This is a genomic window from Nonomuraea sp. NPDC051298, from assembly GCF_055586305.1.
Genome location: NZ_JBVJIM010000008.1, coordinates 317,057 through 339,576, shown reverse-complemented (window position 1 = coordinate 339,576; position 22,520 = coordinate 317,057). Strand labels below are relative to the sequence as shown.

Here is a 22,520-nt window from a genome sequence, read left to right as displayed (position 1 = left end):
GGTCGCGGTCAGGCGGCGGTGGGCCCCGAGCTGCCGGGGCTGGCGTGCCAGAGCCGCCTGGGCGGGTTGGCGGTGATGGCCGGGCCGAGGTCGGAGTAGGGCGAGAGGCGGAAGCCGTTGGCGTACTCGATCTTGTTGCCCCCGACGCCCGCCAGCTCCTCCGGGGCCCGGTCGATGACGGCGCGCACCGCCTCGACGCCCTGGGAGCGCCAGAGCGCGTCGAGGTCGGCCAGGTTCCAGCAGTCGACCGCCCGCATCGACACCGCCCGCGCCCCCGTGCGCCGGACCACCCCCCTGGCCAGCACGAGCCACGAGCCGAACACGACCGACGCGCACCGCCCCTGCACCGACTCGAAGAACGTCAGGTCGATCGGCCCCGTCGAGTCGTCGAGCGTGGTGAAGATGACGCGCTGGCCCGAGCGCACGGCCGGGGTCTGGGTCGCCACCTTGACCCCTGCCACCAGGATCTGCGCCCCGTTGCGCTGGGCGAGCAGATCTCTGGAACGTACCACCCCGAGCGCGTCGAGCAGGTCGTCGTGGAAGCTGATGACGTGGCGGCTGACGTCGATGCCGAGGATCTCCAGCTCGGCCTCGACCATCTCCGTCTCGGTCATCTCGGGCAGCTCCCCCGGCGGGAGTCTCTCGCCGAACCCGAGCGGGAGCTGCACCGCCGGGGGAGCCGCGGTCTGGGAGGTCAGGTCCAGGTGCGGACGGTAGCGCCTCGACTTGCGCGGGCCGGTCCGCACGCCGATCGCCGAGGTCCGGTCGAGCACGCCCACCTGGGCGATCAGGTCGCGGCGGGTCAGCTCGCCCGGCCGCCAGCGCGGCCCGCCCGGGTGCAGGTCGTGCAGCGCGTCGAGGCCGCCGACCTGGACGATCCGCTCGATCGTGGGTCGCGAAGGGCGGGCGCGGTCCCAGAAGTCGGCCAGCGACGTGTACGGCTGCCCGGCCACCATGCGCTCGACCTCGGCCTCGCTCACCCCCTTGATCGCCGAGAACGGCACCCGCAGCGCGTACCCCTTGCCGATGTCCCCGACCCGGAACTCCCCGCGCACGCGGGAGCCACCGCCCTCCAGCGCCGACGGCCGCACCCGTACCCGGACGCGGGGCCCGAGCCGCTCGACCCGCCAGTCCTTGCCCGACCTGTTGATGTCGAGGGGCAGGATCTTCACCCCGCACTGCCTGGCCTCGTCGATGATGACCCGCTGCGGGTACATGCCCGGCTCGTGCGTGAGCACCCCCGCGAAGAACGCCGCCGCGTGGTGCCGCTTGAGCCAGGCCGACTGGTACGTGGGCAGCGCGAACGCCGCCGCGTGCGCCTTGCAGAACCCGAACGCGCCGAACGCGTCCAGCACCTGCCAGGCCCGCTCCACGGCCGCGTCGTCGAAGCCGCCCGCCTTGGCCATCGGGACGAACGTCCTGCGCACCCGCTCGCGCCCCTCCGGCGTGTCGAGCGTGCGCCGCAGCTTCTCGGCGAACGACAGGTCGCGCCCGGTCATCACCGCGATGATCTTCAGCACCTGCTCGTGGAAGACCACGACGCCGTGCGTCTCCCTCAGCGCCTCGCGCAGCCTCTCGTGCGGGTAGTACGGCTGCCGCCACCCGTGCCTGGCCTCCAGGTAGGGGGTGACCATGTCGGAGTTGACCGGCCCCGGCCTGAACAGCGAGATGTCCACGATCAGGTCGTGCATCCTGCGCGGCTCCAGTTTGGCCACCAGCTCGCGCTGGCCCGGCGACTCGATCTGGAAGCAGCCGAGGGTGCGGGAGGCGCAGATCATGTCGTAGGTGTCCTGGTCGTCGTGGGGGACGTACTGGACGCTGTGCTGATCACTGTGCTGATCATCGGGCTCATCGCCGGGGTTGTCGGCGTGCTGGGTGTCGAGCTCGACCACGACGTCGTCCACGCGCTTGATCTCGCTCAGCGCGTACGCCATGGCCGACTGCATCCGCACGCCCAGCACGTCGAGCTTGAGCAGCCCGGCCTCCTCCACGTCGTCCTTGTCGAACTGCGACATCGGGAACTCCAGCAGGCTGCGCTCCACCGGCGTACGGTCGCGCAGCCCCGCGTTGCCGATCAGCACGCCGCACGGGTGCAGCGCGATGTGCCTGGGCAGCCCGTCGAGCTTCTCCGCCAGCCGGAACACCCGGTCGAGCCCCGCCTCGCCGAGCCGGCTCTCGCGCAGTTCGGGCAGGTCTTCCAGGGAGGCGGTGATCTGCCTGGCCCTGATGTGCGGGAACGCCTTGGCGATCGCGTCGATCTCGTGCGGCGGCAGGCCCATCGCCCCGGCGACGTCGCGGATGGCGCTGCGCGCCCGGTAGGTCTCCATCATGGACACGCAGGCCACGCGGGACTCGCCGTAGCGCTCGAAGATGGCCTGGTAGCAGTCGAGGCGGCGGGCCGACTCGACGTCCACGTCGATGTCGGGCAGCCCGATGCGGCCCTCGGACAGGAACCGCTCCATGAGCAGGCCGTGGTCGATCGGGTTCACCTCGCCGATGCCGATGAGGTAGTTGACCAGGCTGCCGGCGCCCGAGCCGCGGATGGCGCAGCGGACGCCCATGTCGCGGATCATGTCGGTGATGCCGGCCACGGCGATGAAGTATCCGGACAGGCGCTTGCGCTCGATGATCGCCAGCTCGTCCCCGAGGCGCCGCCTGGCCTCGGCTGAGCGGTCGAGGCCGCGCCTGAACAGGCCGTCCTCGACCCGGTCGCGCAGCAGCGGCACCGGGTCGCCGCCGATCTCCGGCAGGTGCAGCGCGGGCGGGTCGTCGCGCAGCGCGAGCAGGTCGAGCGGGTCCATCGAGCACGCCTCGGCCAGCCGCCTGGTGGTGAACAGCAGCCGCGCCACCCGCTCCTGGTCTCCTGCGCACGCCTTGGCCGCGACCTGCCGCATCTCCTTGACGCCCTTGAGGTAGGCGTGGGAGGTCGTGCGCTCCAGGTGACGCTGGTGCAGCGGGACGAGCTGGCGGGCCGCGTCGAGCACGTCGCCCACCTGGTGGTCGGCCGGGTCGAGGTAGCGCACCGCGTTGGTCAGCACGGCGGGCACGCCCATCGACTCGGCCAGGGCGAGCATGCGCACGGCGGTGGTGGCGTCGCGGAAGCCGTACTGGTCGACCAGCTCGACCACCACGCCGGGCACCGCGGCGCGCCACAGGCCCAGCAGCGCCCTGGCGTGCTCGTCGCGGCGCGCGGCCACCGCGCGGCCGACGTCGGACCTGGGGCCGAGCAGCACCACGAGCCCGTCGTCCGCGCCGAACCCGTGATCGCCGCCGGGGCCCCCGGCCCACTCGCCGACCAGCTCGCGGGTCACCTTGGGCGCGCCGCGCTCTCCCGTGTGGTGCGCGGCCGTGACCAGGCGGCACAGGCGGGACCAGCCCTTGACGCGGGCCAGCACCGTGACGCGGTCCTCCGCGTCGGGCCCGGTGCGGGGACGCGGCGTGCGGATGCCCGGCACCGGGGTGAAGGCCGAGGCGGGGACGTCGAGCGCCAGGTTCACGCCGAGCACCGGCGCGACGCCGGCCTCCGCGCACGCCTGGGCGTGCTTGACGGCGCCGTAGAGGCCGTCGCGGTCGGTGAGGGCCAGGATGTCCATGCCGTGCTCCACCGCCCGGCTCACCAGGGCCCGCGGGAAGGCGGTGCCGTAGCGCATGGAGTAGGCGGAGCTGACGTTCAGGTGCGGGAACGGGGGCGCCATCAGTCCCACGCCCTCAGCAGCAGCCAGCCGTTGCTCGCGGTGTCGTAACGCAGCTCGTAGGAGCCCGCCTCGCGCCCCGGGCTGGCCTCCACCCGCCAGAACTGGCGCTCGCCCGGATCGCCCTCTCCGGTCTTCCACCACTCCCGGGCGACCACCCAGTGGTCGAGGACCCGGCGGACGAGATAGAGGCGGTCGCGCCAGACGAACTGGGTCGGCTCCCCGTCTCTGGTCCACACCTCGATCGGATCGCCATAGAGTCTGCTCAAGATCGCCTCTCCCCGCGGCTCTGGTGCCTGTGCTGAGCCACCCGGGGGAAGACGGGTGCTTACGACTCGAACATATGTTCTCCCGGCCCGAAACGCAAGTCGCCGGCCTGCCGTACGAGGGGGTTCGCGCCGATCGAGTTGCGGATGCTGAAGGCCACGCTGCCTGCGCGGTAACGATCGTCCGACGACTCCACGGGGCGACCTTCGTGGGTGGTCGTCACCCGTCTCTGGCGCAGGAGCGGGCTGCCCCGGCGCACCCTCAGCAGGCGGGCGTCCTGGGCCCCGGCGGGCACCGCGTCGATGAGGTGCTCCCCGTAGGCGAACACCAGGCCGATCGACTCGTACAGCGCCTCGGTGACCGACTCGCAGTCGGCGGGCAGCCGCTCGACGGCGGGGGCGACCCAGCTCGCGTAGACCGTGCGTTCCACGAGGACGGGCTCGTCCTCCAGCGAGCGCAGGCGCAGCACCTCCAGCACCTCCTCCGAGGCGAGCCTGGCGAACTCGGCGGCGCTCGCCGGCCGGCGGCGCTGGCCGATCACCTGGCCGCCGTAGCGGTAGCCGTTCGCGCGGGCCCACTGGGCGAAGCTGTGCAGTTCGGCGAAGCTCTGGCTGCGCGCCCTGCCGAGCACGATGCGCCGGGCGCCCTGCCGGGAGCCGACCAGCCCCTCGGCTGCCAGCACCGCCACCGCCTGGCGAACGGTGCCGCGGGCGGCGGCGTGCCGCTCGGCCAGCTCCGCCTCGCTGGGGAGCTGGGAGCCGACCGGATGGACGCCGGCGAGGATCTCCTCCCGCAGCTCATCCGCGATCCGTTCATAACGCGCAACCATCCCCGACCATCCCAATTCACGAAAGAGCAATATTCATACGACTTACTGGGCTCGCTTGTTTGGACAAGTTCCCTGACGTTCTTGCTAAATCTCCTGGAAGGTGGAGGCGTCGTGTTCGCACCTCTCGCCCGTGCGGCCGGAGTTGTCGCAGCCCTAACCGTAGTCACCGCGGCGTGCGGCGCCGCACCGAGCACCCAGCAGACCACCGAGGCGTCCCAAGGCGGGGTGAACGCGGCCACCGCCACCTCCGCCGCCGACTTCGGCGGGCTCGACAAGCTGGTCGAAGCGGCCAAGAAGGAGGGCAACCTGCACGTCATCGCGCTCCCGCCCGACTGGGCCAACTACGGCGAGATCATCGAGAAGTTCCAGGCCAAGTACGGCATCAAGATCGAGAGCGAGACGCCCGACGCGGCCAGCGCCGACGAGATCAACGCCGTCAAGACCCGCAAGGGCCAGGACCGCGCCCCCGACGTACTCGACCTGGGCCAGTCGTTCGCGATCAGCGGGGCCCAGGAGGGGCTGTTCGCGCCGTACAAGGTGCAGTCGTTCGACAAGATCCCCGAGGGCCAGAAGGAGGCGACCGGGCTCTGGGTCAACGACTACGGCGGCTACGTCTCCATCGGCTGCGACGCCAAGCAGATCAAGACCTGCCCGACGAGCTTCGCCGACCTGCTCAAGCCCGAGTACAAGGGACAGGTCGCGATGAACGGCAACCCGACCAAGTCGGGCTCCGCCTTCGCCGGCGTGTACGCGGCCGCCATCGCCAACGGCGGCTCCTTCGACGACATCCAGCCCGGCATCGAGTTCTTCAAGAAGCTCAAGGCCGCCGGCAACTACAACCCGGTCGAGACCACGCCCGCGACCATCGAGAAGGGCGAGACCAAGATCAGCATCGACTGGGACTACAACAACGCCGCCTACGCGCCCCAGATGGCGGCCAAGGGCATCGACTGGAAGGTGAACGTGCCCTCCGACGGCGCGTACTTCCAGATGTACGCCCAGGCCATCAACAAGGACGCCCCCCACCCGGCCGCCGCCCGCCTGTGGCAGGAGTACCTCTACAGCCCCGAGGGCCAGAACCTCTACCTCAAGGGCTTCGCCCGCCCCGTCCTGCTGCCCGCGATGACCACCGACGGCACCGTGGACCAGGCGCTGGCCGACAAGCTGCCCGCGGTGGACGGCACCCCCACGTTCCCGACGACCGAGCAGGTGGACGCGGCCAAGGCCAAGCTGGCCGCCGGCTGGGACGCCGCGATCTCGGGATGAGCCGGCCCCGCTCGAAGGGCTGGCTCGGCACGCTCCCGCTGCTGGCGTTCTTCGCGCTCGTGTTCGGCGTCCCCGCCATCGCGCTGGTGGCGGGGGCGTTCACGGTGCGGGGACGGCCGAGCCTGGCCAACCTGACGCAGAGCCTCCAGGGCGGCCACCTCACCGCCATGATCGGCAGCGTGCGCCTGTCGGCGGTGGTGGCGCTGGTGGGGGCCGTCCTGGGCACGTTCCTCGCCCACGCGGTCGTCACCTCCCGCTCCACGCTGCTGCGCGAGGCCGTGCTGACCGCGTCCGGCGTGCTGGCCAACTTCGGCGGGGTGCCGCTGGCGTTCTTCTGGATCGCCACGCTCGGCAACTCCGGCGTGGTCAGCGGCCTGCTGGGGCTGCCCTCCGGCGCCCTGTACACGTTCTGGGGGCTGGCCGTGGTGTACCTGTACTTCGCGGTCCCGCTGATGGTGCTGGCCATGGCGCCCGCGCTGGACGGGCTGCGCCCGCAGTGGCGCGAGGCGGCCGCCAACAGCGGGGCCACGGCCTGGCACTACTGGCGCTTCGTGGCGCTGCCCGTGCTGGCCCCGGCCATGCTGGGCGGGATCGTGCTGCTGTTCGGCGCCTCCTTCTCCGCGTACGCCACCGCCAACGCCATGGTCGGCACCGTCGTCCCGCTCGTCACGCTGAAGATCGCCAGCGCGCTGACCGGGGACGTGCTGGTCGGCTACGAGAACATCGCGCTGGCCCTCAGCCTCGACATGGTCGTCGTGGCGGGACTGGTGATGGCGGTCTACCTGCCGCTGCAGAGGAGGACCTCCCGATGGCTGCACTGACCGGCCTGGAACGCGTCTCGGGCGCCGAGGCGCGGCGGCCGCGGGCGTGGTGGCGCGGCCTGGTGTTCCTGACGGCCGGGGTCTACTTCCTGGTCCCACTGGGCACCTCGTTCTGGTACACCGTCTACACGCCCGGCGCCGGGGTGTCCTTCTCCGCGTACGGCGAGTTGCTGACGGCCGACGGGTTCGCCCGGTCGCTGTCGCTCTCGCTCGGGCTGGCGCTGGCCACGATCGTTCTGGTGCTGCTGCTGGCGCTGCCCGCCATGCTGGCCGTACGGCTGTTCGCGCCGCGGCTGGGGCCCGTGATGGAGGTGCTGTGCACGTTGCCGCTGGTGGTGCCGCCGATCACGTTCGTGGCGGGGATCGGCACGTCGCTGCGCGACGGCACCGAGGTGCTCGCGCCCACGCCGTTCTGGGCCACGCTGATCGCCGTGCAGGATCCGGCGTTCCCCGTGGTGCTGGTGCTGGCGTACGTGGTGCTGGTGCTGCCGTTCGTGTACCGGTCGCTGGACGCCGGGCTGCGCACCATGGACGTGCGCACGCTGGTGGAGGCGGCCCGCGGTCTGGGGGCCTCGTGGCCGTACGTGCTGGCGCGGGTGATCGTGCCCAACCTGCGTTCGGCCCTGGCCAGCGCGTCGTTCCTGACGCTGGCGCTGGTGCTGGGCGAGTACACCGTGGCCTCCCTGCTCGGGTACGAGCCGTTCGCGGTGTGGATCGTGACCGTCTCGGGCTCCAAGGGGCAGCTCTCGGTCGCGGTGTCGATCCTCAGCCTGCTGTTGATCTGGGTGCTGCTGCTCGCCGTGTCCACCGTTTTCGGCAGGTCGCGTGAGCCGCGTACGTCGCGTAAGGAGAAGGGGAAATGACCGCATCGGTGGAGTTCCGCGCGCTGCGGCGGACGTTCGGCAGGACGGTCGCGCTGGACGGTCTCGACCTCGTCGTCGCGCCCGGCGAGTTCGTGGCCCTGCTGGGCCCCTCGGGCTGCGGCAAGACGACGGCGCTGCGGTGCGTGGCCGGGTTCGAGCGGCCCGACTCGGGCGCCGTGCTGGTCGACGGCAAAGACGTCACCGACGTCCCGGCCAACAAACGGGACGCGGGCATGGTCTTCCAGTCGTACTCCCTCTTCCCCAACCTGAACGCCCGCGACAACGTCGCCTTCGGCCTGCGCGTCCGCAAGGTGCCGGTCGCCACCAGACGGGCCAAGGCGGACGAACTCCTCGAACTCGTCGGCCTGCCCTCGCACGCCGACCGCTACCCGCACCAGCTCTCCGGCGGTCAGCAGCAGCGCGTCGCGCTGGCCCGCGCGCTCGCCCTGGAGCCGAGCGTCCTGCTGCTCGACGAGCCGCTGTCGGCGCTGGACGCCAAGGTACGCGTGACGCTGCGCGAGGAGATCCGCCGGCTCCAGCTCGACCTGGGCATCACCACCATCTTCGTGACCCACGACCAGGAGGAGGCCCTGTCGGTCGCCGACCGGGTGGCCGTGCTGCGCGACGGGCGGCTGGAGCAGGTCGGGGCGCCCGCCGAGGTGTACGACCGCCCGGCCACGCCGTTCGTCGCCGAGTTCGTCGGCACCATGAACCACCTCGCCGGGCGCGTGTCCGGCGACCGGGTCACGGTGCTGGGCCAGCTCCTGCCGGTGGACGGCCCGGCGCCCGCGGATCCGTCCGTGGACGTACTGGTCCGTCCGGAGGCCGTCCAGGTCACGCCGTCCCCGGACGGGACCGCCGAGGTGCTGGCCGCGTCCTTCCGCGGCGCCTCCGTACGACTGCGGCTCTCGGTGGAGGGCGGGGAGGTGCTCGCCGACGTACCCGGGCACGAGGCCGCCCGGCTCGGCCCTGGGACGCGCGTCGCGGTGCGCCTCGTCGAACGGCCCGTACTGGTCGCGGCCCGCACGGTCACGGTCCCCGCCCCGGTCGTGGCGGCCGATGCGCTCTGACCCGGCCGCCGTCCTGCTGGACATGGACGGCACCCTCGTGGACACCGAGGGGTTGTGGTGGCAGGCGGTCGAGTCCGTCGCCGGGCGTCCGCTGACCGGTGAGGACGTCCCGTACGTCCACGGCCGCACGATCGAGGACGTGGCCCGCCACCTGGGCGAGCCCCGCCTCACCGAGCCCCTGGCCGGCGCGTTCGCCGACCGGGTCGCGCGTGGGCTGACGATCGTGCCAGGCGCGCCGGAGCTGCTGTCCGGCCTGGCCGCCGCCGCCATCCCGACCGCCCTGGTCACCGCCTCGCCCCGGAGCGTCGTCGAACTGGTGCTGCCCCGGCTGGGACACGCCTTCGACCTCGTGATCGCGAACGAGGACACCGAGCGGGGCAAGCCGTGGCCGGACCCGTACCTGGAGGCGGCGCGCCGCCTCGGGGCCGCGCCGTCGCGATGCGTGGCCGTCGAGGACAGCCCGGCGGGGATCGCGGCGGCCACGGCGGCGGGGTGCCGCGTCCTCGTCGCGGGGCCCGAGCACGGGCTGCCGTCACTCGAACGCCTGCGCGCCGCCCTCGCCCCCGGGGACGGCTGACCGCCTGCGCGCCGCCCCGCCCCCGGGGAGGGCTGAGGACGGCTCGCGCGGCAGCCGGACGGGGTCTTCCTGGGCCTGCGCGGGCCCGATACGCGCGTGTCCCGTCGCAGATCGACGGCGTGACGCTCCGAATCGGTAAGCTAACGCGACGTGAGCGGTGAAACCTCCCACCTCGGGCGTTACAGGCTGCTGAGCGTGCTGGGGCGGGGCGGCATGGGCACGGTCCACCTCGCCGAGGACCCCACCGGGCTGCGGGTCGCCGTCAAGGTGATCAACCCGGAGCTGGGCCAGCACGAGCAGTTCCGCATGCGGTTCCGCAGGGAGGCGGAGGCGGCGCAGCGGGTACGCAGGTTCTGCACGGCCGCCGTGATCGAGGCCACGCTCGACGGCGACCAGCTCTACGTGGTCACCGAATACGTGTCGGGCCCCAACCTCGAGGAGGCCGTACGCCATTCCGGCCCCCTGCGCGGCTCCAGCCTCGACGCGCTGGCCGTCAGCGTGGCCACGGCGCTCACCGCCGTCCACGCGGCCGGGGTCGTCCACCGCGACCTCAAGCCGTCGAACGTGCTGCTCTCCCCCGTCGGCCCCCGGGTGATCGACTTCGGCATCGCGCGGGCGCTCGACACGCTCGGCAGCGTCACGAGCACCGGCGAGATCGTCGGCACGCCCCGCTACATGGCCCCCGAGGTGCTGCGGGGCGACCCGGTCTCCCCCGCCTGCGACGTGTTCTCGTGGGGCTGCCTGGTGGCGTTCGCGGCCAGCGGACGGGATCCGTTCGTCGGCGACACGCTCCCGGCGATCGTCTACCAGGTGCTCAACACCGAGCCGAACCTCGACGCCGTCGAACCCGGCCTGCGCGAGCTGGTCGCCGCCGCCCTGCACAAGGACCCGGCCATGCGGCCCACGGCGCAGCAACTGCTCGACCACCTCGTCGGGCGGGCCGCCGAGCCGGAGCAGGCGGCGCACAACGTACAGGTGGCGTGGCAGCGGTCCGCCCTCCCCTACACGGGCGCGCCCGGCTCGAAGCCGCGCAGGGGCAGGCTGTACGCGGCTCTCGCGGCGGCCACGGCGGTCCTCGTCGCGGGCGGCGTGACCGCCTGGGCCGTGCTGACGCCGGAGGGGCCGCCCGACGACCTGGCCGTGCTCTACCGGGAGGACTTCACGCAGACCATCGGCGGCTGGAACGGCGTCTACGACACGCGCGAGAGCGCCAGCTACGGCTACCGCTCCGACGGCACCTACGGGCTCGACGCCGGGGACGGCTACGCGGAACGGTGGGCCAGGGCCCCCATCCCCTTCCTGATCACCCCACCGACCACAGGGCCGACCGCAACACCGGCGACCGCGCCCGACCCCTCGGCCACCCCCACGCCCATGCTGCCCGCGTCCGTCGTCATCGGCGTCACCGCCGAGGTCAGGCGCTCCATCGGGATCGGCGAGTACGGCATCTACTGCCACAACTCCGACCAGGACGACACCTACTACGAGTTCGGCCTCGACACGACCGGCAAGGCCAGGATCCGGCGCATACTGAAGGGCGCGGGCGGCACGCTGGCCCGGCCCGTCCAGGTGGACCACCTGCCGGGCAAGGCCCGCGTGGTGGCGTCGTGCGAGCAGGTCGGGAACGCGGTGCGGCTGACGATGTGGGTCAACGACAAGCAGGTCCACCAGGTGGACGACCCGAACGGGATCGGCAACGGGTCACTCGGGTTGTTCGCCCGTACGAGCAAGGACGGGCGGTCGTCGCTGAAGACCACCTTCGACGACTTCGAACTACGCGGCCAGAAACACCCCTGACCCCTCCCGGCCACCGAGCCCAGACACCTAGCCCAGACACCCAGCCCAGACACCCAGCCCAGACACCTAGCCCAGACACCGAGCCCGGACACCCAGCCCCACCGACGCGCCCACCGCCACGGCCCCACCATCGGGGACCGGTCAGAGGACCCCGGCGCGGGCTGCGGCGAGGGCGGCGTCGGCGGCCCGGTCGGCGTCGCGCTCGGTCACCGGCTCGTGCGCGACGAACAGCCGGTAGTAGACGGGCGCGACCGCCACCCTGATCACCTCTCGGGGGTCGACGACGTCGGGCAGCTCACCACGTTCGACGGCCCGGCGAACGACCTCGGCCGACTGCTCGTGCCGTGACACGAAGAACTCGTGCAGCGCCTGCGCGGCGGCGGCGTTCTGGACGGCGGCGGCCACGAAGGCCGACGACACCGGCCCCAGCTCGGGATCGTCGAAGCCCCTGCGTACGAGCTGGACGATCCCCCGCAGATCCCCCTCGATCGAGCCGGTGTCGGGAACGGGCCAAGGCTCGTGCCTGGCCAGTTCGAGCGCGTCGGAGATGAGCCCCTCCACGCCGCCCCACCGCCGGTAGACGGTCGTCTTGTGCACCCCCGACCGCTCGGCGACGTGCTCCACGGTCAGGTCGGGATAGCCGCGCTCGACCAGTTCGGCGAGCGTGGCCTGGCGCACGGCGTCGCGAACCCGCGCGCTCCGCCCTCCAGGCCGCCTCCCGGCCTCCTTGGGTTCCTCGGCCTCCTTGGACTCCCCTGACATCACCAAAAACTACTCCAGTTGCATTAGCCTCTCCAACATGGCACAGTAAAGCTACAACAGTTGCGATTGGAGTTCCACCGGTCGCGCGCCCACCCGCCGCAACCGGCGCGGCGCAGACCGGCGTCCATCACCATCAGGGGGAACACGATGTTGACCAAGATCGACGCGGGCGCACCGTACGGCATAGCCACCGGCTCCGACGGAGCCCTCTGGTTCACGCTCGTGCACCAGGGCCGGATCGGCAGGCTCGTGCCCGGCGAGGAGCCTGTCATCCACCAACTCGACCCGGCCGACGGGCTGCCGACGGTGATCGCGCCTGGGCCCGACGGAGCCATGTGGTTCACCGAAGGGAAGGGCGGGCGGGTCAGCCGCATCACCGCCGACGGGCGGCGTACCGTCCACGAGGCGGCCTCGCCGTTCGGGATCGTCGCGGGGCCCGACGAGGCGATGTGGTTCACCCAGATGGAGACCGCGCAGATCGGACGCGTCGGGGCCGACGGATCGCTGACGCAGTTCGCGGTGCCGGTGGAGGACGGCATGCCCGCGTTCATCACGGCGGGGCCCGACGAGGCACTCTGGTTCACGCTCACCCAGGGCCACGCCATCGGACGCATCTCGCTGGCGGGTGAGGTCAGCGTCCATCCGCTCCCCACAGAGGGCGCCACCCCGGTGGGGATCACGCGGGGCCCTGACGACGCCCTCTGGTTCGTCGAGATCGGCGCGGGCCAGATCGGGCGGATCGACACCGACGGCAAGATCACCGAATTCCCGCTCCCCGACCGAGCCGCGCGCCCTCACGCGATCATCCCCGGCCCCGACGGCGCCCTCTGGTTCACGGAATGGGCCACCGACCGGATCGGCCGCATCACCACCGACGGGCTCATCGAGGAGCACCCCATCCCCGGCTGGCCGTACGGAGCCGACACCGAGCCTGGAGCCGAACATCCACAACCTGGCACGGCCAAGCCGGCTCACGAGGGCAAGGGCGAGGGCGAGCCTCCGGTGAGGAAAGCCGAGCCGCACGGGCTGACGGTCGGGCCTGACGGAGCGATCTGGGTGGCGTTGGAAGCCGGCGCCCTGGCCCGCCTCACCTGACCACCCAAACCACCACCAAGCACCCCACCGTGCGACACCACCACCCACCACCCACCACCCCCGCGCTCACCGCCCAGCACCCAGCCCCCACCGCCCAGCCCTCAGCCCCTACCACCCAGGCTCACTGCTCACCGCTCACCGCCCAGCACCCAGCCCTCACCACCCACCGCCCAGCACTCACCGCCCACCGCCCACCGCCCGGCACCCGGCACCCGGCACGCGGCACCCACCTTGACGCGTACGGCCCACATCACCGCCCCACGCCAAGGGCCCGTACCGAGAGCCGTGCCAAGGCCCGTACCAAGGGAGCCGCACCAGGCACGACCAGCATTCGGGGTCCCCACCGTCGGGGCCATGGGCCTGCGACAGCGACACGGCCCCGACCGTCGCGTGAGCGCGCCCGTAACTCGGCACGCCCGTCCTCCACCACGCCCCGTTGCCTACGCGGGAGACCACCTCCCACGTCCCCGTGACACGACCACCGCCCTGTGACCGCCGGTCGGCGGCGAGCCCCATGAGGTGACGGCCCGAGTGGCGGTAGGAAGGGAGGGCGGAGTTGACTAGGGCCATGCATGCCATCATCGTCTCCGCCCCAGGCGGCCCAGAGGTTCTCGAGTACGTCGAGCGTCCCGATCCCCGGCCCGGCGAAGGGGAGATCGTCGTCGATGTCGCCGCCTCCGGCGTGAACTTCATCGACATCTACCACCGCTCCGGCGCCTACCCCCTCGCCCTGCCCACCCCCATCGGCTCCGAGGGCGCCGGGACCGTGTCGGCCGTCGGCGCGGGAGTGGACGGAGTGGCGGTCGGCGACACGGTCGCGTGGGCGGGCGTCCTGGGCAGCTACGCCGAGAAGGCGGTGATCCCGGCCGAGCGGGCGGTGCCGGTGCCGGACGGTGTGCGGGCCGAGGTGGCGGCGGCGGCCATGTTGCAGGGCCTGACCGCTCACTACCTGACCCACTCCACGTACGAGGTCAAGGCGGGCGACCACGTCCTCGTGCACGCCGGGGCGGGCGGCATGGGCCAGTTGCTCGTCCAGCTCGTCAAGCTCCGTGGGGCCAAGGCGTACGCCACGGTCTCCACCGGCGAGAAGGAGAAGCTGGCCAGGGAGGCGGGCGCGGACGAGGTGCTCCGGTACGACGACTTCGCCGAGGCCCTGCGCGGCCGGATCGACGTCGTCTACGACGGTGTCGGCAGGACGACGTTCGACGGCGGCCTCGAGGCGCTGCGCCCGCGCGGCCTCATGGCCCTGTACGGCGCCGCCAGCGGCCCCGTCCCCCCGGTCGATCCGCAGACGCTCAACAAGCAGGGCTCGCTCTTCCTGACCCGGCCCACGATCGCCCACTACATCGCCGAGCGCGAGGAACTGCTCCAGCGCGCCTCCGACCTGTTCGGCTGGATCGCCGCCGGCCAGCTCGCGATCAACGTCTCGCACCGCTACCCGCTGGCCGACGCGAAGCAGGCCCACGAGGACCTGGCGGGCCGCCGTACCACCGGGAAGTTGCTCCTCATACCCTGACATCCATGGACATCGCAGGATCGGTATGGTCGTTCGCCGCCGTGGTCGCACTGCTCACCGTCACTCCCGGTCTCGACACGGCCCTCATCCTGCGTACGTCCCTGCTCGCCGGGCGGCGTCCAGCGTGGGGGGTGACGCTGGGCATCCAGCTCGGCACGCTCGTCTGGGGCGTGCTCACCGCGGTCGGCCTGTCGGCGCTGCTGGCCGCCTCGCAACCGGCGTACGACGTCCTGCGCTGGGCGGGTGCGGCGTACCTGGTGTGGATGGGGTTGCGCATGCTGCTGTCCAGGGGCGGCGAGGAGCCCGAGCCGCAGCGGCAGGAGGTGCGGTTCGGGACGGGGCTGCGGCGCGGGCTGCTGACGAACCTGCTCAACCCCAAGGTGGGCGCGTTCTACGTGGCCATGCTGCCGTCGTTCATCCCCGAGGACGCGCCGCACGCGCTGATGGGGCTGCTGCTGGCCGGGGTGCACGTGGCGGAGGGGCTCGTGTGGAGTGCGCTGCTGATCGGGTTCGCGTCGTGGATGGGCGGCTTCCTGCGGTCGCCCGCGGTGCGGCGGTTCCTCGATCGGCTGACCGGCGTCGTGATCGTGGGCTTCGGCGTACGCCTGGCCGTCAGCGACTGAACGCGCCTCACCCGGCGATCTCCGACGGCCCGGACAGGGGACAGCCGAGAAGGCGGGCCTCAGTGACGGAAGCCGGTGGGACAGCCGAGGACGCGGGCGTCAGCGGCGGAAGGCGGCGGGCCAGCCGAGGAGGCGGGCGCCCAGGACGGCCGTTTCCAGGGTGAAGCGCTGGGTCGGGTCGTCGGGGGAGAAGCCCGTCAGGCGCCGGATGCGTTCCAGCCGGTACGTCACCGCCCGCGGGCTCAGCCCCAGCCGCCGGGCCGCGGCCGTCTGGTTGCCGTGCGAGGCGAAGACGGCCTCCAGCGTCTCCAGCAGCGGCTCGTGCCCGCCCCTGGCCTCCAGCAGCGGGTTCAGCACGCTCGTCACCAGGTCCTCGATGGCGTTCCTGTCGCGCAGCAGCACGGGGAAGACCAGCAGGTCGGCGGCCTTGACCACGTCGATCCTGAGGCCGAGCCCGTCGGCCAGCTCCAGGGCCTGCGCCGCCTCCCGGTACGAGGTCACCACTCCCCCCGGCCCCCGCTGCGCCCGTCCCACGCCGACGCGCCAGCCGGGCGGGAAGCGGCCGCGTACGTGGTGGACGAACTCGCCGACGGCGGCCGGCAACGTCGCGGGGGCGACGCAGACCAGCAGCCCGTCCCGTACGGCGACCAGGACGTTGTGCGAGCCGAAGCGGGCGACCAGGTCGCGCTCGATGCGGTCCTGGTCGCCGTCGCGCAGGCCGCGCGCCACGGCCACCACGTACGACTCGGCCAGCCGCAGCCCGAAGTGCTCGGCGCGCTCCGCCAGCCGTTCGGCCCGTCCCTGGAGCAGGTCGTCCACGAACTCACGACGCGCGCCCTCCTCCCGGCGGAGGGCGGCGAGCTGCGCCTGCTCGTACCCTTCCATCAGCGCGGAGACCGCCTTGCGCAGCACGGGCAGCACTCCGGGCAGTCCCTCGCCGGCGGCGAGCGCGGCGTCGACGAGGGAGCGCAGCGGGACGCCCAGTTCGGCGGCCCTGGTGCCGGCGGCGCGGTAGACGTCGAGCGTCTCGCGGTCCGGTGAGCGGCCCGTGACCGCGTGGTCGGCCAGTCGCTGCCGATGCCCGCCGAGCAGGTCGGCGGGCGACTCGGAGATCGCCATCAGACTCCTACGTCACGCCTGTCGAAGGCGAGCACTGCGGTGAGCCCGAGCACGGCCGTCGCCCCCGCGAGGACAAGGTAGTCCCCCACCGGCAGCCCCTCATAGAGTGGTCTGCCCTCGGCGTAGTAGTGGAACGGCGAGACCCACTTGAGCCAGGCGACGGCCTCGACGGAGCGGCCCATGGTGACGACCGTGTACCCGGCCACCGCCCACACGCACACCACGGCGGAGGCGACGAGCCGGCGGCCGACGGCGGCCCCGACGGCCACGGCCACGGTGCCGTGGAACAGCCCGAGCAGGAGCACGCCGAGCTGCGCGGCGAGGATCCGGTCGAACGGCACCCCGGTCTCCATGGCCGCGCTCATCCCCACGGCGACCAGCAGCGTCACCACCGCCACCAGGAGCAGGCCCAGCGCCAGCGCCGCGAGCTTGTCGAGCACGAGCCGCCGCCGGTCCACCGGCAGGGTGACGATCAGTTCCAGCGTGCCGGACTCCTCCGGCCCGGCCAGCGCCCGGTTGGCCAGCAGCGTGCCGCACGCGACGAACAGCATGGGGATGAAGAGCTGGTAGACGACCGTCTGCAGGTAGCCGACGCCGGAGGTCATGTCGGCCAGGCCGCCCATGAGATCGCGCAGCGGGCCGGGGAACTTGGCCACCATCGCGGGCCCGTACGTCTCCGGGCTCGCCTTGATGTTGCCGTAGACGGCCAGGTAGACGGCGATGAAGGCGCTGATGCCGAGGCTCCACCAGACCAGCGACCGCCGGTAGTCACGCAGGCTCCTGCCGATCATGGTACGGACTCCTCGTCGCTGTAGTAGGTCAGGAAGATCTCCTCCAGGTCCGGCTCCGCGCTGACCAGGTGCACCGCGGTGAAGCGGGCGGCGGCCTTGATCAGGGCGTCCGGGCGGCCGTCGATGGTGCAGCGCACGCTCGCGCCGTCCACGCGCAGGTCGCGTACGCCGGGCAGGTTCTCGAAGGCGGCACGCGGCACGGACGACTCGAAGTGCAGCTCGACCCGGCGTACGGCCTTCTCGCGCAGCACCGCGACGTTCTCCACGGCCACGAGGCGGCCGGCCCGGACGATGCCGACCCGGTCGGAGACGCTCTCCACCTCGGCCAGGACGTGCGAGGACATGAGCACCGTCCGCCCGGACGCGCGCACCTCCCGCACCAGCGCCAGGAACTCCTGCTGCACCAGCGGGTCCAGCCCCGCGGTCGGCTCGTCGAGGAGGACGAGTTCCGGCTCGTGCATGAACGCCTGGATCAGCCCGACCTTCTGCTTGTTGCCCTTGGACAGCTTGCGCATGGGCACCGACAGGTCGGCGTCGAAGCGCTCGGCCAGGGCTCGGATGCGGGCCACCGGCACGCCGCCGCGGACCCGGCCCAGGAAGCGCAGGTAGTCGATGGCGTGGTCGTGGCCTTCCAGCACCAGTTCGCCGGGCAGGTAGCCCATCCTGGCGCGGGTCGCGGGCTCGCGCGGGTCGGCGCCGAGCACGCGTACGGAGCCGCGGGTGGGCCTGATCACGTCGAGCAGGAGCCTCAGTGTGGTGGTCTTGCCCGCGCCGTTCGGCCCGAGATAGCCGAAGATCTCTCCCGGCCGGATCTCGAGCGTGAGATCCTCCAGGCCGCGCCGGGCACCGTAGTACTTGGTCAGCCCTTCGGCCTGTACCACTGCTGTCATGGCCGCATCGTCCCGCTCGGGCGGGGTCGGCGTCATTGGACGGGTCCGGCAGCCTGCCTGCCGTTCCGCTGCCGGGATCCGGCAAAGAGCAGGTCAAACATCAACCGCGAGTCGAGGGGTAGGGGGCGCACGTAGTCTGTCTGAAGAAACGGGGACGGTCATGAGCCGCATCGCAGAGTGGCTGAAGAAAGCCGAGAACCTGGCCCGTGGGCACTCCAAGCAGGCCGACCAGGTGCTGGATCGCGCCGAGCGGTACGTCAAGGAGCGCACCGGACACAAGTACGACGACCAGATCGACAAGGGCGCGGACTCCGTGCGGAGCCGCTACGGCGGTGGCGGCGCCGAACAGCAGCCCGGCCAGCAGCCGCCCCAATCGCAGGACGAGCGGGACCGGCAGACGCCGCCCCAGGGCTGAGCTGATCCGACGCGAAGGGGGGCGCGCGCCCGCGCGTGCCCTTCGCGCGCCCCTCGCATGCCCTTCGCGTGCCCCTCGTATGCCCCCCGTATACCCTTCGCGTGCCTTTCACCTGCCCGGACGGGGCTCAGCGGCGCGCTTCCTCCATGACCTTGCCCGCGTCCCGCTCGAACGAGCCCCTGGCCCCGAGCGTGAGCAGGCCGCCCAGGACCATCGGGATCACCAGGATGTACATCCCGGCCACCAGCGAGCCGAGCTGGTCCGAGGCGATGCCGACGACCAGCGAGCCGAACGCGGTGCCGAACGTCAGCAGCAGTTGCATGACCGCGAAGCCGATCCCCCGGGAGGCGGCCGGCACCACGTCCGCCAGGCAGGCCGTCATGTTGGGGATGGCGATCGACATGAGCGAGCAGGCGAGCAGCACCAGGACGGTCAGCGCGGCGATCGAGTCCATGGACAGCGCGCCGGCCAGCACCACCGCGCCGGACGTGATTCCGCTGCCGCCCGCCAGCAGCCGCCCGCCCTTGCGGGTGCCGTGCCACCTCCTGCCCAGCCACGAGCCGGCCAGGGTGCCCACGAGCGTGCCCGCGATGGTGATCAGGCCGCTGAGCGAGCCGGCCGTGCCCACCCCGACGCCGAAGCCGCGCACCATGAACGTGGGCAGCCAGAAGAAGATGCCGGCCAGCCCGAGGCTGAGGAGGGCCAGCCCGACGCAGACGAAGATCAGGGTCGGGATGGACACCACCTGGCGGAGCTGCGGCCAGAACGGCGGCTTGTCCCCGGCCGCCCGCCTCGGCGCCCCGAGTGCCGTCCCGCCGCCGGACGGGTCGGCGGGTAGCTGTCCGGCCGCCACCAGCCGGTCCAGCTCGCCGCGGCGCGGCTCGCGCAGGACCCACACGAGCAGCGCCGTGAGCACGCCGGGGATCACCATGATGAGGAACGCCGCCCGCCACGAGAACAGCTCGGCCAGCACTCCGCCGAGCAGGGTGCCGACGCCGCCCAGGTACGTGGTGACGCGGGTGAGCCCGTACGCCTTGGCCCGGCTGACGGGCGGGTAGTAGTCGGCGAGCAGGCTGCCGGCGGCCGGGTTGTCGATGTTCTCGGCCGCCGCCAGGAACACGCGCATCGCGTAGAACATGGCGAAACCGGTGGCCAGGCCAGAGCCCAGCGTGGCGATCGCCCAGCAGAAGACGACGACGGCGATGATGCGCGTCCGGCTGAAGCGGTCGGCCAGGTAACCGGCGGGCAGCGACACGAGGACCGCGGCCAGGGCGGCGGCGGTCGGGATGGAGCCGGCCGCGGTGTCGCTGAAGCCCCATTCGTTCTGGATGAGCGGGAGCACGCCCGAGAGGAGGTTGTGCTCGATCCGGTCCACGAGCCCGACGATGAAGAGCACCACGAGGGGTGCCCAGCCGAAGGGCGCGTGGGACTGCGCGTCGATGGCGCCTGTACGCGGCGAACCGAACGTGCCGACCATGCCCAGCCTTTCACGTAGGTAACTCTAGAATTCAGTTCTAGGGCAATGTTCTAGCTACAGTGACAGAAGTCACAGCGTTCGTAAATGGGTCGTTACCGCGAAATTTCGCCGTCTGGGTGGTGTGTACGGTGATCCCATGGTCAAAGGGGCACTGCTGGTCGCGGGAACCACGTCGGACGCGGGCAAGAGCGTGGTCACGGCCGGGATCTGCCGCTGGCTGGCCCGGCGGGGCGTACGGGTCGCGCCCTTCAAGGCCCAGAACATGTCGCTCAACTCGTACGTCACGGCCGACGGCGCCGAGATCGGCCGCGCGCAGGCCATGCAGGCGCAGGCCGCCGGCCTCGAACCCGTCGCCGACATGAACCCGATCCTCCTCAAACCGGGCAGCGACCGCCGCAGCCAGGTCGTCCTCATGGGCGCCCCGGTCGCGGACGTGGACGCCATGGAGTACGGCGCGCTGAAGGACCTGCTGCGCGCCACGGCACTGGAGGCGCTCGCCCGGCTCAGGAAGCAGTACGACGTGGTGGTGTGCGAGGGCGCGGGCAGCCCCGCCGAGATCAACCTGCGCCGCGGCGACCTCGCCAACATGGGCCTGGCCAGAGCCGCGAACCTGCCCGTGATCGTGGTCGGGGACATCGACAGGGGCGGCGTGTTCGCCGCGTTCTACGGCACGGTGGGCCTGCTGGACGCCGCCGACCAGTCCCACGTCTCCGGCTTCGTGGTGAACAAGTTCCGCGGCGCCAAGGAGCTGCTGGAGCCCGGTCTCGACATGCTCAGACGCCTGACCGGCCGCGAGGTGTACGGCGTGCTGCCCTGGCTCGACGGGCTCTGGATGGACGTCGAGGACTCGCTGGCCCTCGACGGCCGCCGGGTCGCCGTGCGCGCGCCGTACGGGAGGCAGACGCTGCGGGTGACGGTCGTGCGGTTGCCGCGGATCTCGAACTTCACCGACGTGGACGCGCTGGCCGCCGAGCCGGGCGTCGTGGTGCGGTTCGCCACCGACCCGGTCGAACTGGACGACGCCGACCTCGTGGTGCTGCCGGGCTCGCGGGCCACGGTCGCCGACCTGTCGTGGCTCAGGAAGACCGGGCTGGCGGCGGCGATCCGCGCGCGGAAGGGGCCCGTCCTGGGCATCTGCGGCGGCTTCCAGATGCTCGGACGGGAGATCGAGGACACGGTCGAGTCGGGGGCGGGGCTGGTGGAGGGGCTGGGGCTGCTGCCGGTGCGGGTGGCGTTCGCGCGGAAGAAGCGGCTGTCCAGGCCCGAGGGGACGGCCTACGGGGAGCCGGTGCGCGCGTACGAGATCCACCACGGGGTGGCCACGGTGGAGGGCGGCGAACCGTTCCTCGACGGCTGCCGGGCCGGGAACGTCTGGGGCACCACGTGGCACGGGGCCCTGGAGAACGACGGGTTCCGGCGGGCGTTCCTGACCGAGGTGGCGGGGCGGGCGGGGCGGGACTTCGTACCGGATCCAGGCACGGACTTCGCGCGGCTGCGGGAGGAGCGGCTCGACGCGCTCGCCGACCTGGTCGAGCGGAACCTCGACACGGACGCCCTGCTCCACCTCATCGAGCACGGCCCGTCGGCGGACCTCCCGACCCTCCCCCCTGGCGCTCCCGAGCCGTACTAGGGCGTGCGGGCCAGGCGCTGGGCGGCGATCCAGGCGTCGATCTGCTCCCAGTGGTCGTACAGCCAGCGGATGCGGTCCGCACGCCGGTGCGGGATCTCTCCGGCGGGCACCCGCCACCACTTCGCGGTGATGTGAGCGGCGATGGGCAGCTTGCGCCAGACATCCCCCATCGTGATCAGGTCGTCGAGCCCCGTGTGCGCGACGAAGATGACGTCGGCGGCAGGGCACGCCTCGATGGCCGCGATGGCGCCGTTCGGGCGGGGCGGGAGCAGGTGGTCCATGCCGCGCGCCCGCTCCGCCTCGGCGTCCAGCCCCTTCTCCTCCAGCCGCCTGATGGCCAGCCGACGGCGGCGCGGGGTGAAGTTCCCGCCCTCCGGGAAGATCACCAGGGCGTCCTGGTCGCTCATGGTGGCCGAGAGGTGGCGGATCTCGTCGATGATCCGGGTCTGTCCGGACTTACGGGACACGAACGCGTTCGGCAGGCGGTTGACCACGACGTCGAGCGAGGGGTCGTACTGGAGGGCGGCCTTCATGACGATGCGGGGCCGCCGCCGATAGCGCGACAGGAGGTGATAGATCAGCAGGAAGGAGTCGCCCGGTCCCGCGTGCCGCGACAACACGATGATCGGCCGGGTCAGCCGCGCCGCCAGTTCCTCCTCCGTCGGCTCCGGCTCCTCGATGTCCGTCGACAGCCGGAAGACGCGCACCGCGACCGCGTACACCTTCGACAGGAACCACTTGATCAGCCCGTAGTGCCGCTCCTGCCGCCTGGCCCCGCCCGCCACCCACAACCACAGGCAGGCGATCAGCACCGCCGACTCCAGCGTCAGCCAGGCCACCCCGAACCACACGAACCTCGGCCCCCTGCGCTGCGGCGGCGGCAGGCGCAGCGAGGCGGCGGCCGTGACGACGAGCCAGAACGGCAGCGTCACCAGCATGAACACGGTCACCACGATGACGAGCGGAGCCAGCACGAGCCGGCGCAGGATGCGTGGTGGAAGCACCGCGGCCTCCTTCGGT

Annotated in this window: 21 protein-coding genes; 11 read left to right on the top strand and 10 right to left on the bottom strand. The window is 72.2% G+C overall.

The features are described 5' to 3' along the window. Nucleotides 1-8: 8 nt before the first annotated feature. From ACZ6S0_RS24965 to ACZ6S0_RS24955, 3 genes are read right to left on the bottom strand one after another with little or no spacing between them, the layout of a single operon-like run. Entirely contained in the window at nt 9-3,695 is a 3,687-nt protein-coding gene (locus tag ACZ6S0_RS24965) for a DNA polymerase III subunit alpha (protein ID WP_465921733.1), read from the bottom strand. Next, nucleotides 3,695-3,961, bottom strand: coding sequence for a DUF6504 family protein (locus ACZ6S0_RS24960; protein ID WP_188192224.1), 267 nt, complete (start codon nt 3,959-3,961; stop codon nt 3,695-3,697). Before ACZ6S0_RS24960 ends, ACZ6S0_RS24965 begins: the two co-directional genes overlap by 1 nt. A gap of 59 nt (nt 3,962-4,020) precedes the next feature. Beyond that, nucleotides 4,021-4,788, bottom strand: a complete 768-nt coding sequence (locus tag ACZ6S0_RS24955; RefSeq protein ID WP_465921732.1) for a GntR family transcriptional regulator — start codon at nt 4,786-4,788, stop codon at nt 4,021-4,023. A gap of 111 nt (nt 4,789-4,899) precedes the next feature. Between ACZ6S0_RS24955 and ACZ6S0_RS24950 the strand changes: the two genes are divergently transcribed. The 6 genes from ACZ6S0_RS24950 (at nt 4,900) to ACZ6S0_RS24925 (ending at nt 11,182) form a co-directional block, all read left to right on the top strand. Next, on the top strand, nt 4,900-6,054 hold the full coding sequence (locus tag ACZ6S0_RS24950; protein WP_465921731.1) for an ABC transporter substrate-binding protein: 1,155 nt from the start codon (nt 4,900-4,902) through the stop codon (nt 6,052-6,054). Continuing rightward, a complete protein-coding gene (locus ACZ6S0_RS24945) occupies nt 6,051-6,875 on the top strand; it encodes an ABC transporter permease (protein WP_465921730.1) in 825 nt (274 codons plus the stop codon). The genes ACZ6S0_RS24950 and ACZ6S0_RS24945 overlap by 4 nt, the downstream gene beginning before the upstream one ends. Beyond that, the gene (locus ACZ6S0_RS24940) at nt 6,863-7,738 is read left to right on the top strand and encodes an ABC transporter permease (protein WP_465921729.1); all 876 of its coding nucleotides are present in this window, start codon (nt 6,863-6,865) and stop codon (nt 7,736-7,738) included. The genes ACZ6S0_RS24945 and ACZ6S0_RS24940 overlap by 13 nt, the downstream gene beginning before the upstream one ends. Next, entirely contained in the window at nt 7,735-8,808 is a 1,074-nt protein-coding gene (locus tag ACZ6S0_RS24935; protein WP_465921728.1) for an ABC transporter ATP-binding protein, read from the top strand. Before ACZ6S0_RS24940 ends, ACZ6S0_RS24935 begins: the two co-directional genes overlap by 4 nt. Beyond that, nucleotides 8,798-9,385, top strand: a complete 588-nt coding sequence (locus tag ACZ6S0_RS24930; RefSeq protein ID WP_465921727.1) for an HAD family hydrolase — start codon at nt 8,798-8,800, stop codon at nt 9,383-9,385. Before ACZ6S0_RS24935 ends, ACZ6S0_RS24930 begins: the two co-directional genes overlap by 11 nt. Before the next feature lie 150 nt (nt 9,386-9,535). After that, on the top strand, nt 9,536-11,182 hold the full coding sequence (locus ACZ6S0_RS24925) for a serine/threonine-protein kinase (RefSeq protein WP_465921726.1): 1,647 nt from the start codon (nt 9,536-9,538) through the stop codon (nt 11,180-11,182). A 141-nt stretch (nt 11,183-11,323) separates the two neighbouring features. Here the strand turns inward: ACZ6S0_RS24925 and ACZ6S0_RS24920 are convergent, their stop codons facing one another. Beyond that, entirely contained in the window at nt 11,324-11,944 is a 621-nt protein-coding gene (locus tag ACZ6S0_RS24920; protein ID WP_465921725.1) for a TetR/AcrR family transcriptional regulator, read from the bottom strand. 147 nt (nt 11,945-12,091) lie between these two features. Between ACZ6S0_RS24920 and ACZ6S0_RS24915 the strand changes: the two genes are divergently transcribed. Continuing rightward, a complete protein-coding gene (locus tag ACZ6S0_RS24915) occupies nt 12,092-13,039 on the top strand; it encodes a Vgb family protein (protein WP_465921724.1) in 948 nt (315 codons plus the stop codon). A gap of 128 nt (nt 13,040-13,167) precedes the next feature. On the opposite strand, the gene ACZ6S0_RS24910 is transcribed toward ACZ6S0_RS24915, so the two are convergent. Next, the gene (locus ACZ6S0_RS24910; RefSeq protein ID WP_465921723.1) at nt 13,168-13,290 is read right to left on the bottom strand and encodes a hypothetical protein; all 123 of its coding nucleotides are present in this window, start codon (nt 13,288-13,290) and stop codon (nt 13,168-13,170) included. 317 nt (nt 13,291-13,607) lie between these two features. Between ACZ6S0_RS24910 and ACZ6S0_RS24905 the strand changes: the two genes are divergently transcribed. Then, nucleotides 13,608-14,555 (top strand): quinone oxidoreductase family protein, encoded by a 948-nt coding sequence (locus ACZ6S0_RS24905; protein ID WP_465921722.1) that lies wholly within the window; start codon nt 13,608-13,610, stop codon nt 14,553-14,555. Between the two features lie 5 nt (nt 14,556-14,560). Next, nucleotides 14,561-15,178 carry a LysE family translocator gene (locus ACZ6S0_RS24900; RefSeq protein ID WP_465921721.1) on the top strand — a complete coding sequence of 206 codons (618 nt, stop codon included), beginning with the start codon at nt 14,561-14,563 and terminating at the stop codon, nt 15,176-15,178. 99 nt (nt 15,179-15,277) lie between these two features. Here the strand turns inward: ACZ6S0_RS24900 and ACZ6S0_RS24895 are convergent, their stop codons facing one another. From ACZ6S0_RS24895 to ACZ6S0_RS24885, 3 genes are read right to left on the bottom strand one after another with little or no spacing between them, the layout of a single operon-like run. Then, nucleotides 15,278-16,297 (bottom strand): PucR family transcriptional regulator, encoded by a 1,020-nt coding sequence (locus tag ACZ6S0_RS24895; RefSeq protein ID WP_465921720.1) that lies wholly within the window; start codon nt 16,295-16,297, stop codon nt 15,278-15,280. Continuing rightward, nucleotides 16,297-17,088 (bottom strand): ABC transporter permease subunit, encoded by a 792-nt coding sequence (locus ACZ6S0_RS24890; protein ID WP_465921719.1) that lies wholly within the window; start codon nt 17,086-17,088, stop codon nt 16,297-16,299. Before ACZ6S0_RS24890 ends, ACZ6S0_RS24895 begins: the two co-directional genes overlap by 1 nt. Then, nucleotides 17,085-17,978 carry an ABC transporter ATP-binding protein gene (locus tag ACZ6S0_RS24885; RefSeq protein ID WP_465921718.1) on the bottom strand — a complete coding sequence of 298 codons (894 nt, stop codon included), beginning with the start codon at nt 17,976-17,978 and terminating at the stop codon, nt 17,085-17,087. The genes ACZ6S0_RS24890 and ACZ6S0_RS24885 overlap by 4 nt, the downstream gene beginning before the upstream one ends. A 160-nt stretch (nt 17,979-18,138) precedes the next feature. Between ACZ6S0_RS24885 and ACZ6S0_RS24880 the strand changes: the two genes are divergently transcribed. Further along, complete coding sequence (locus ACZ6S0_RS24880; RefSeq protein WP_465921717.1) at nt 18,139-18,393, top strand: antitoxin; 255 nt, start codon at nt 18,139-18,141, stop codon at nt 18,391-18,393. Between the two features lie 127 nt (nt 18,394-18,520). Here ACZ6S0_RS24880 and ACZ6S0_RS24875 read toward each other — a convergent pair whose 3' ends face one another. Further along, nucleotides 18,521-19,870 carry an MFS transporter gene (locus ACZ6S0_RS24875; protein WP_465921716.1) on the bottom strand — a complete coding sequence of 450 codons (1,350 nt, stop codon included), beginning with the start codon at nt 19,868-19,870 and terminating at the stop codon, nt 18,521-18,523. Between the two features lie 136 nt (nt 19,871-20,006). On the opposite strand from ACZ6S0_RS24875, the gene ACZ6S0_RS24870 reads away from it, so the two are divergent. Further along, complete coding sequence (locus tag ACZ6S0_RS24870) at nt 20,007-21,500, top strand: cobyric acid synthase (RefSeq protein ID WP_465921715.1); 1,494 nt, start codon at nt 20,007-20,009, stop codon at nt 21,498-21,500. Here the strand turns inward: ACZ6S0_RS24870 and ACZ6S0_RS24865 are convergent. Continuing rightward, the gene (locus tag ACZ6S0_RS24865; protein ID WP_465921714.1) at nt 21,497-22,504 is read right to left on the bottom strand and encodes a 1-acyl-sn-glycerol-3-phosphate acyltransferase; all 1,008 of its coding nucleotides are present in this window, start codon (nt 22,502-22,504) and stop codon (nt 21,497-21,499) included. The genes ACZ6S0_RS24870 and ACZ6S0_RS24865 overlap by 4 nt on opposite strands. Nucleotides 22,505-22,520 lie beyond the last annotated feature (16 nt).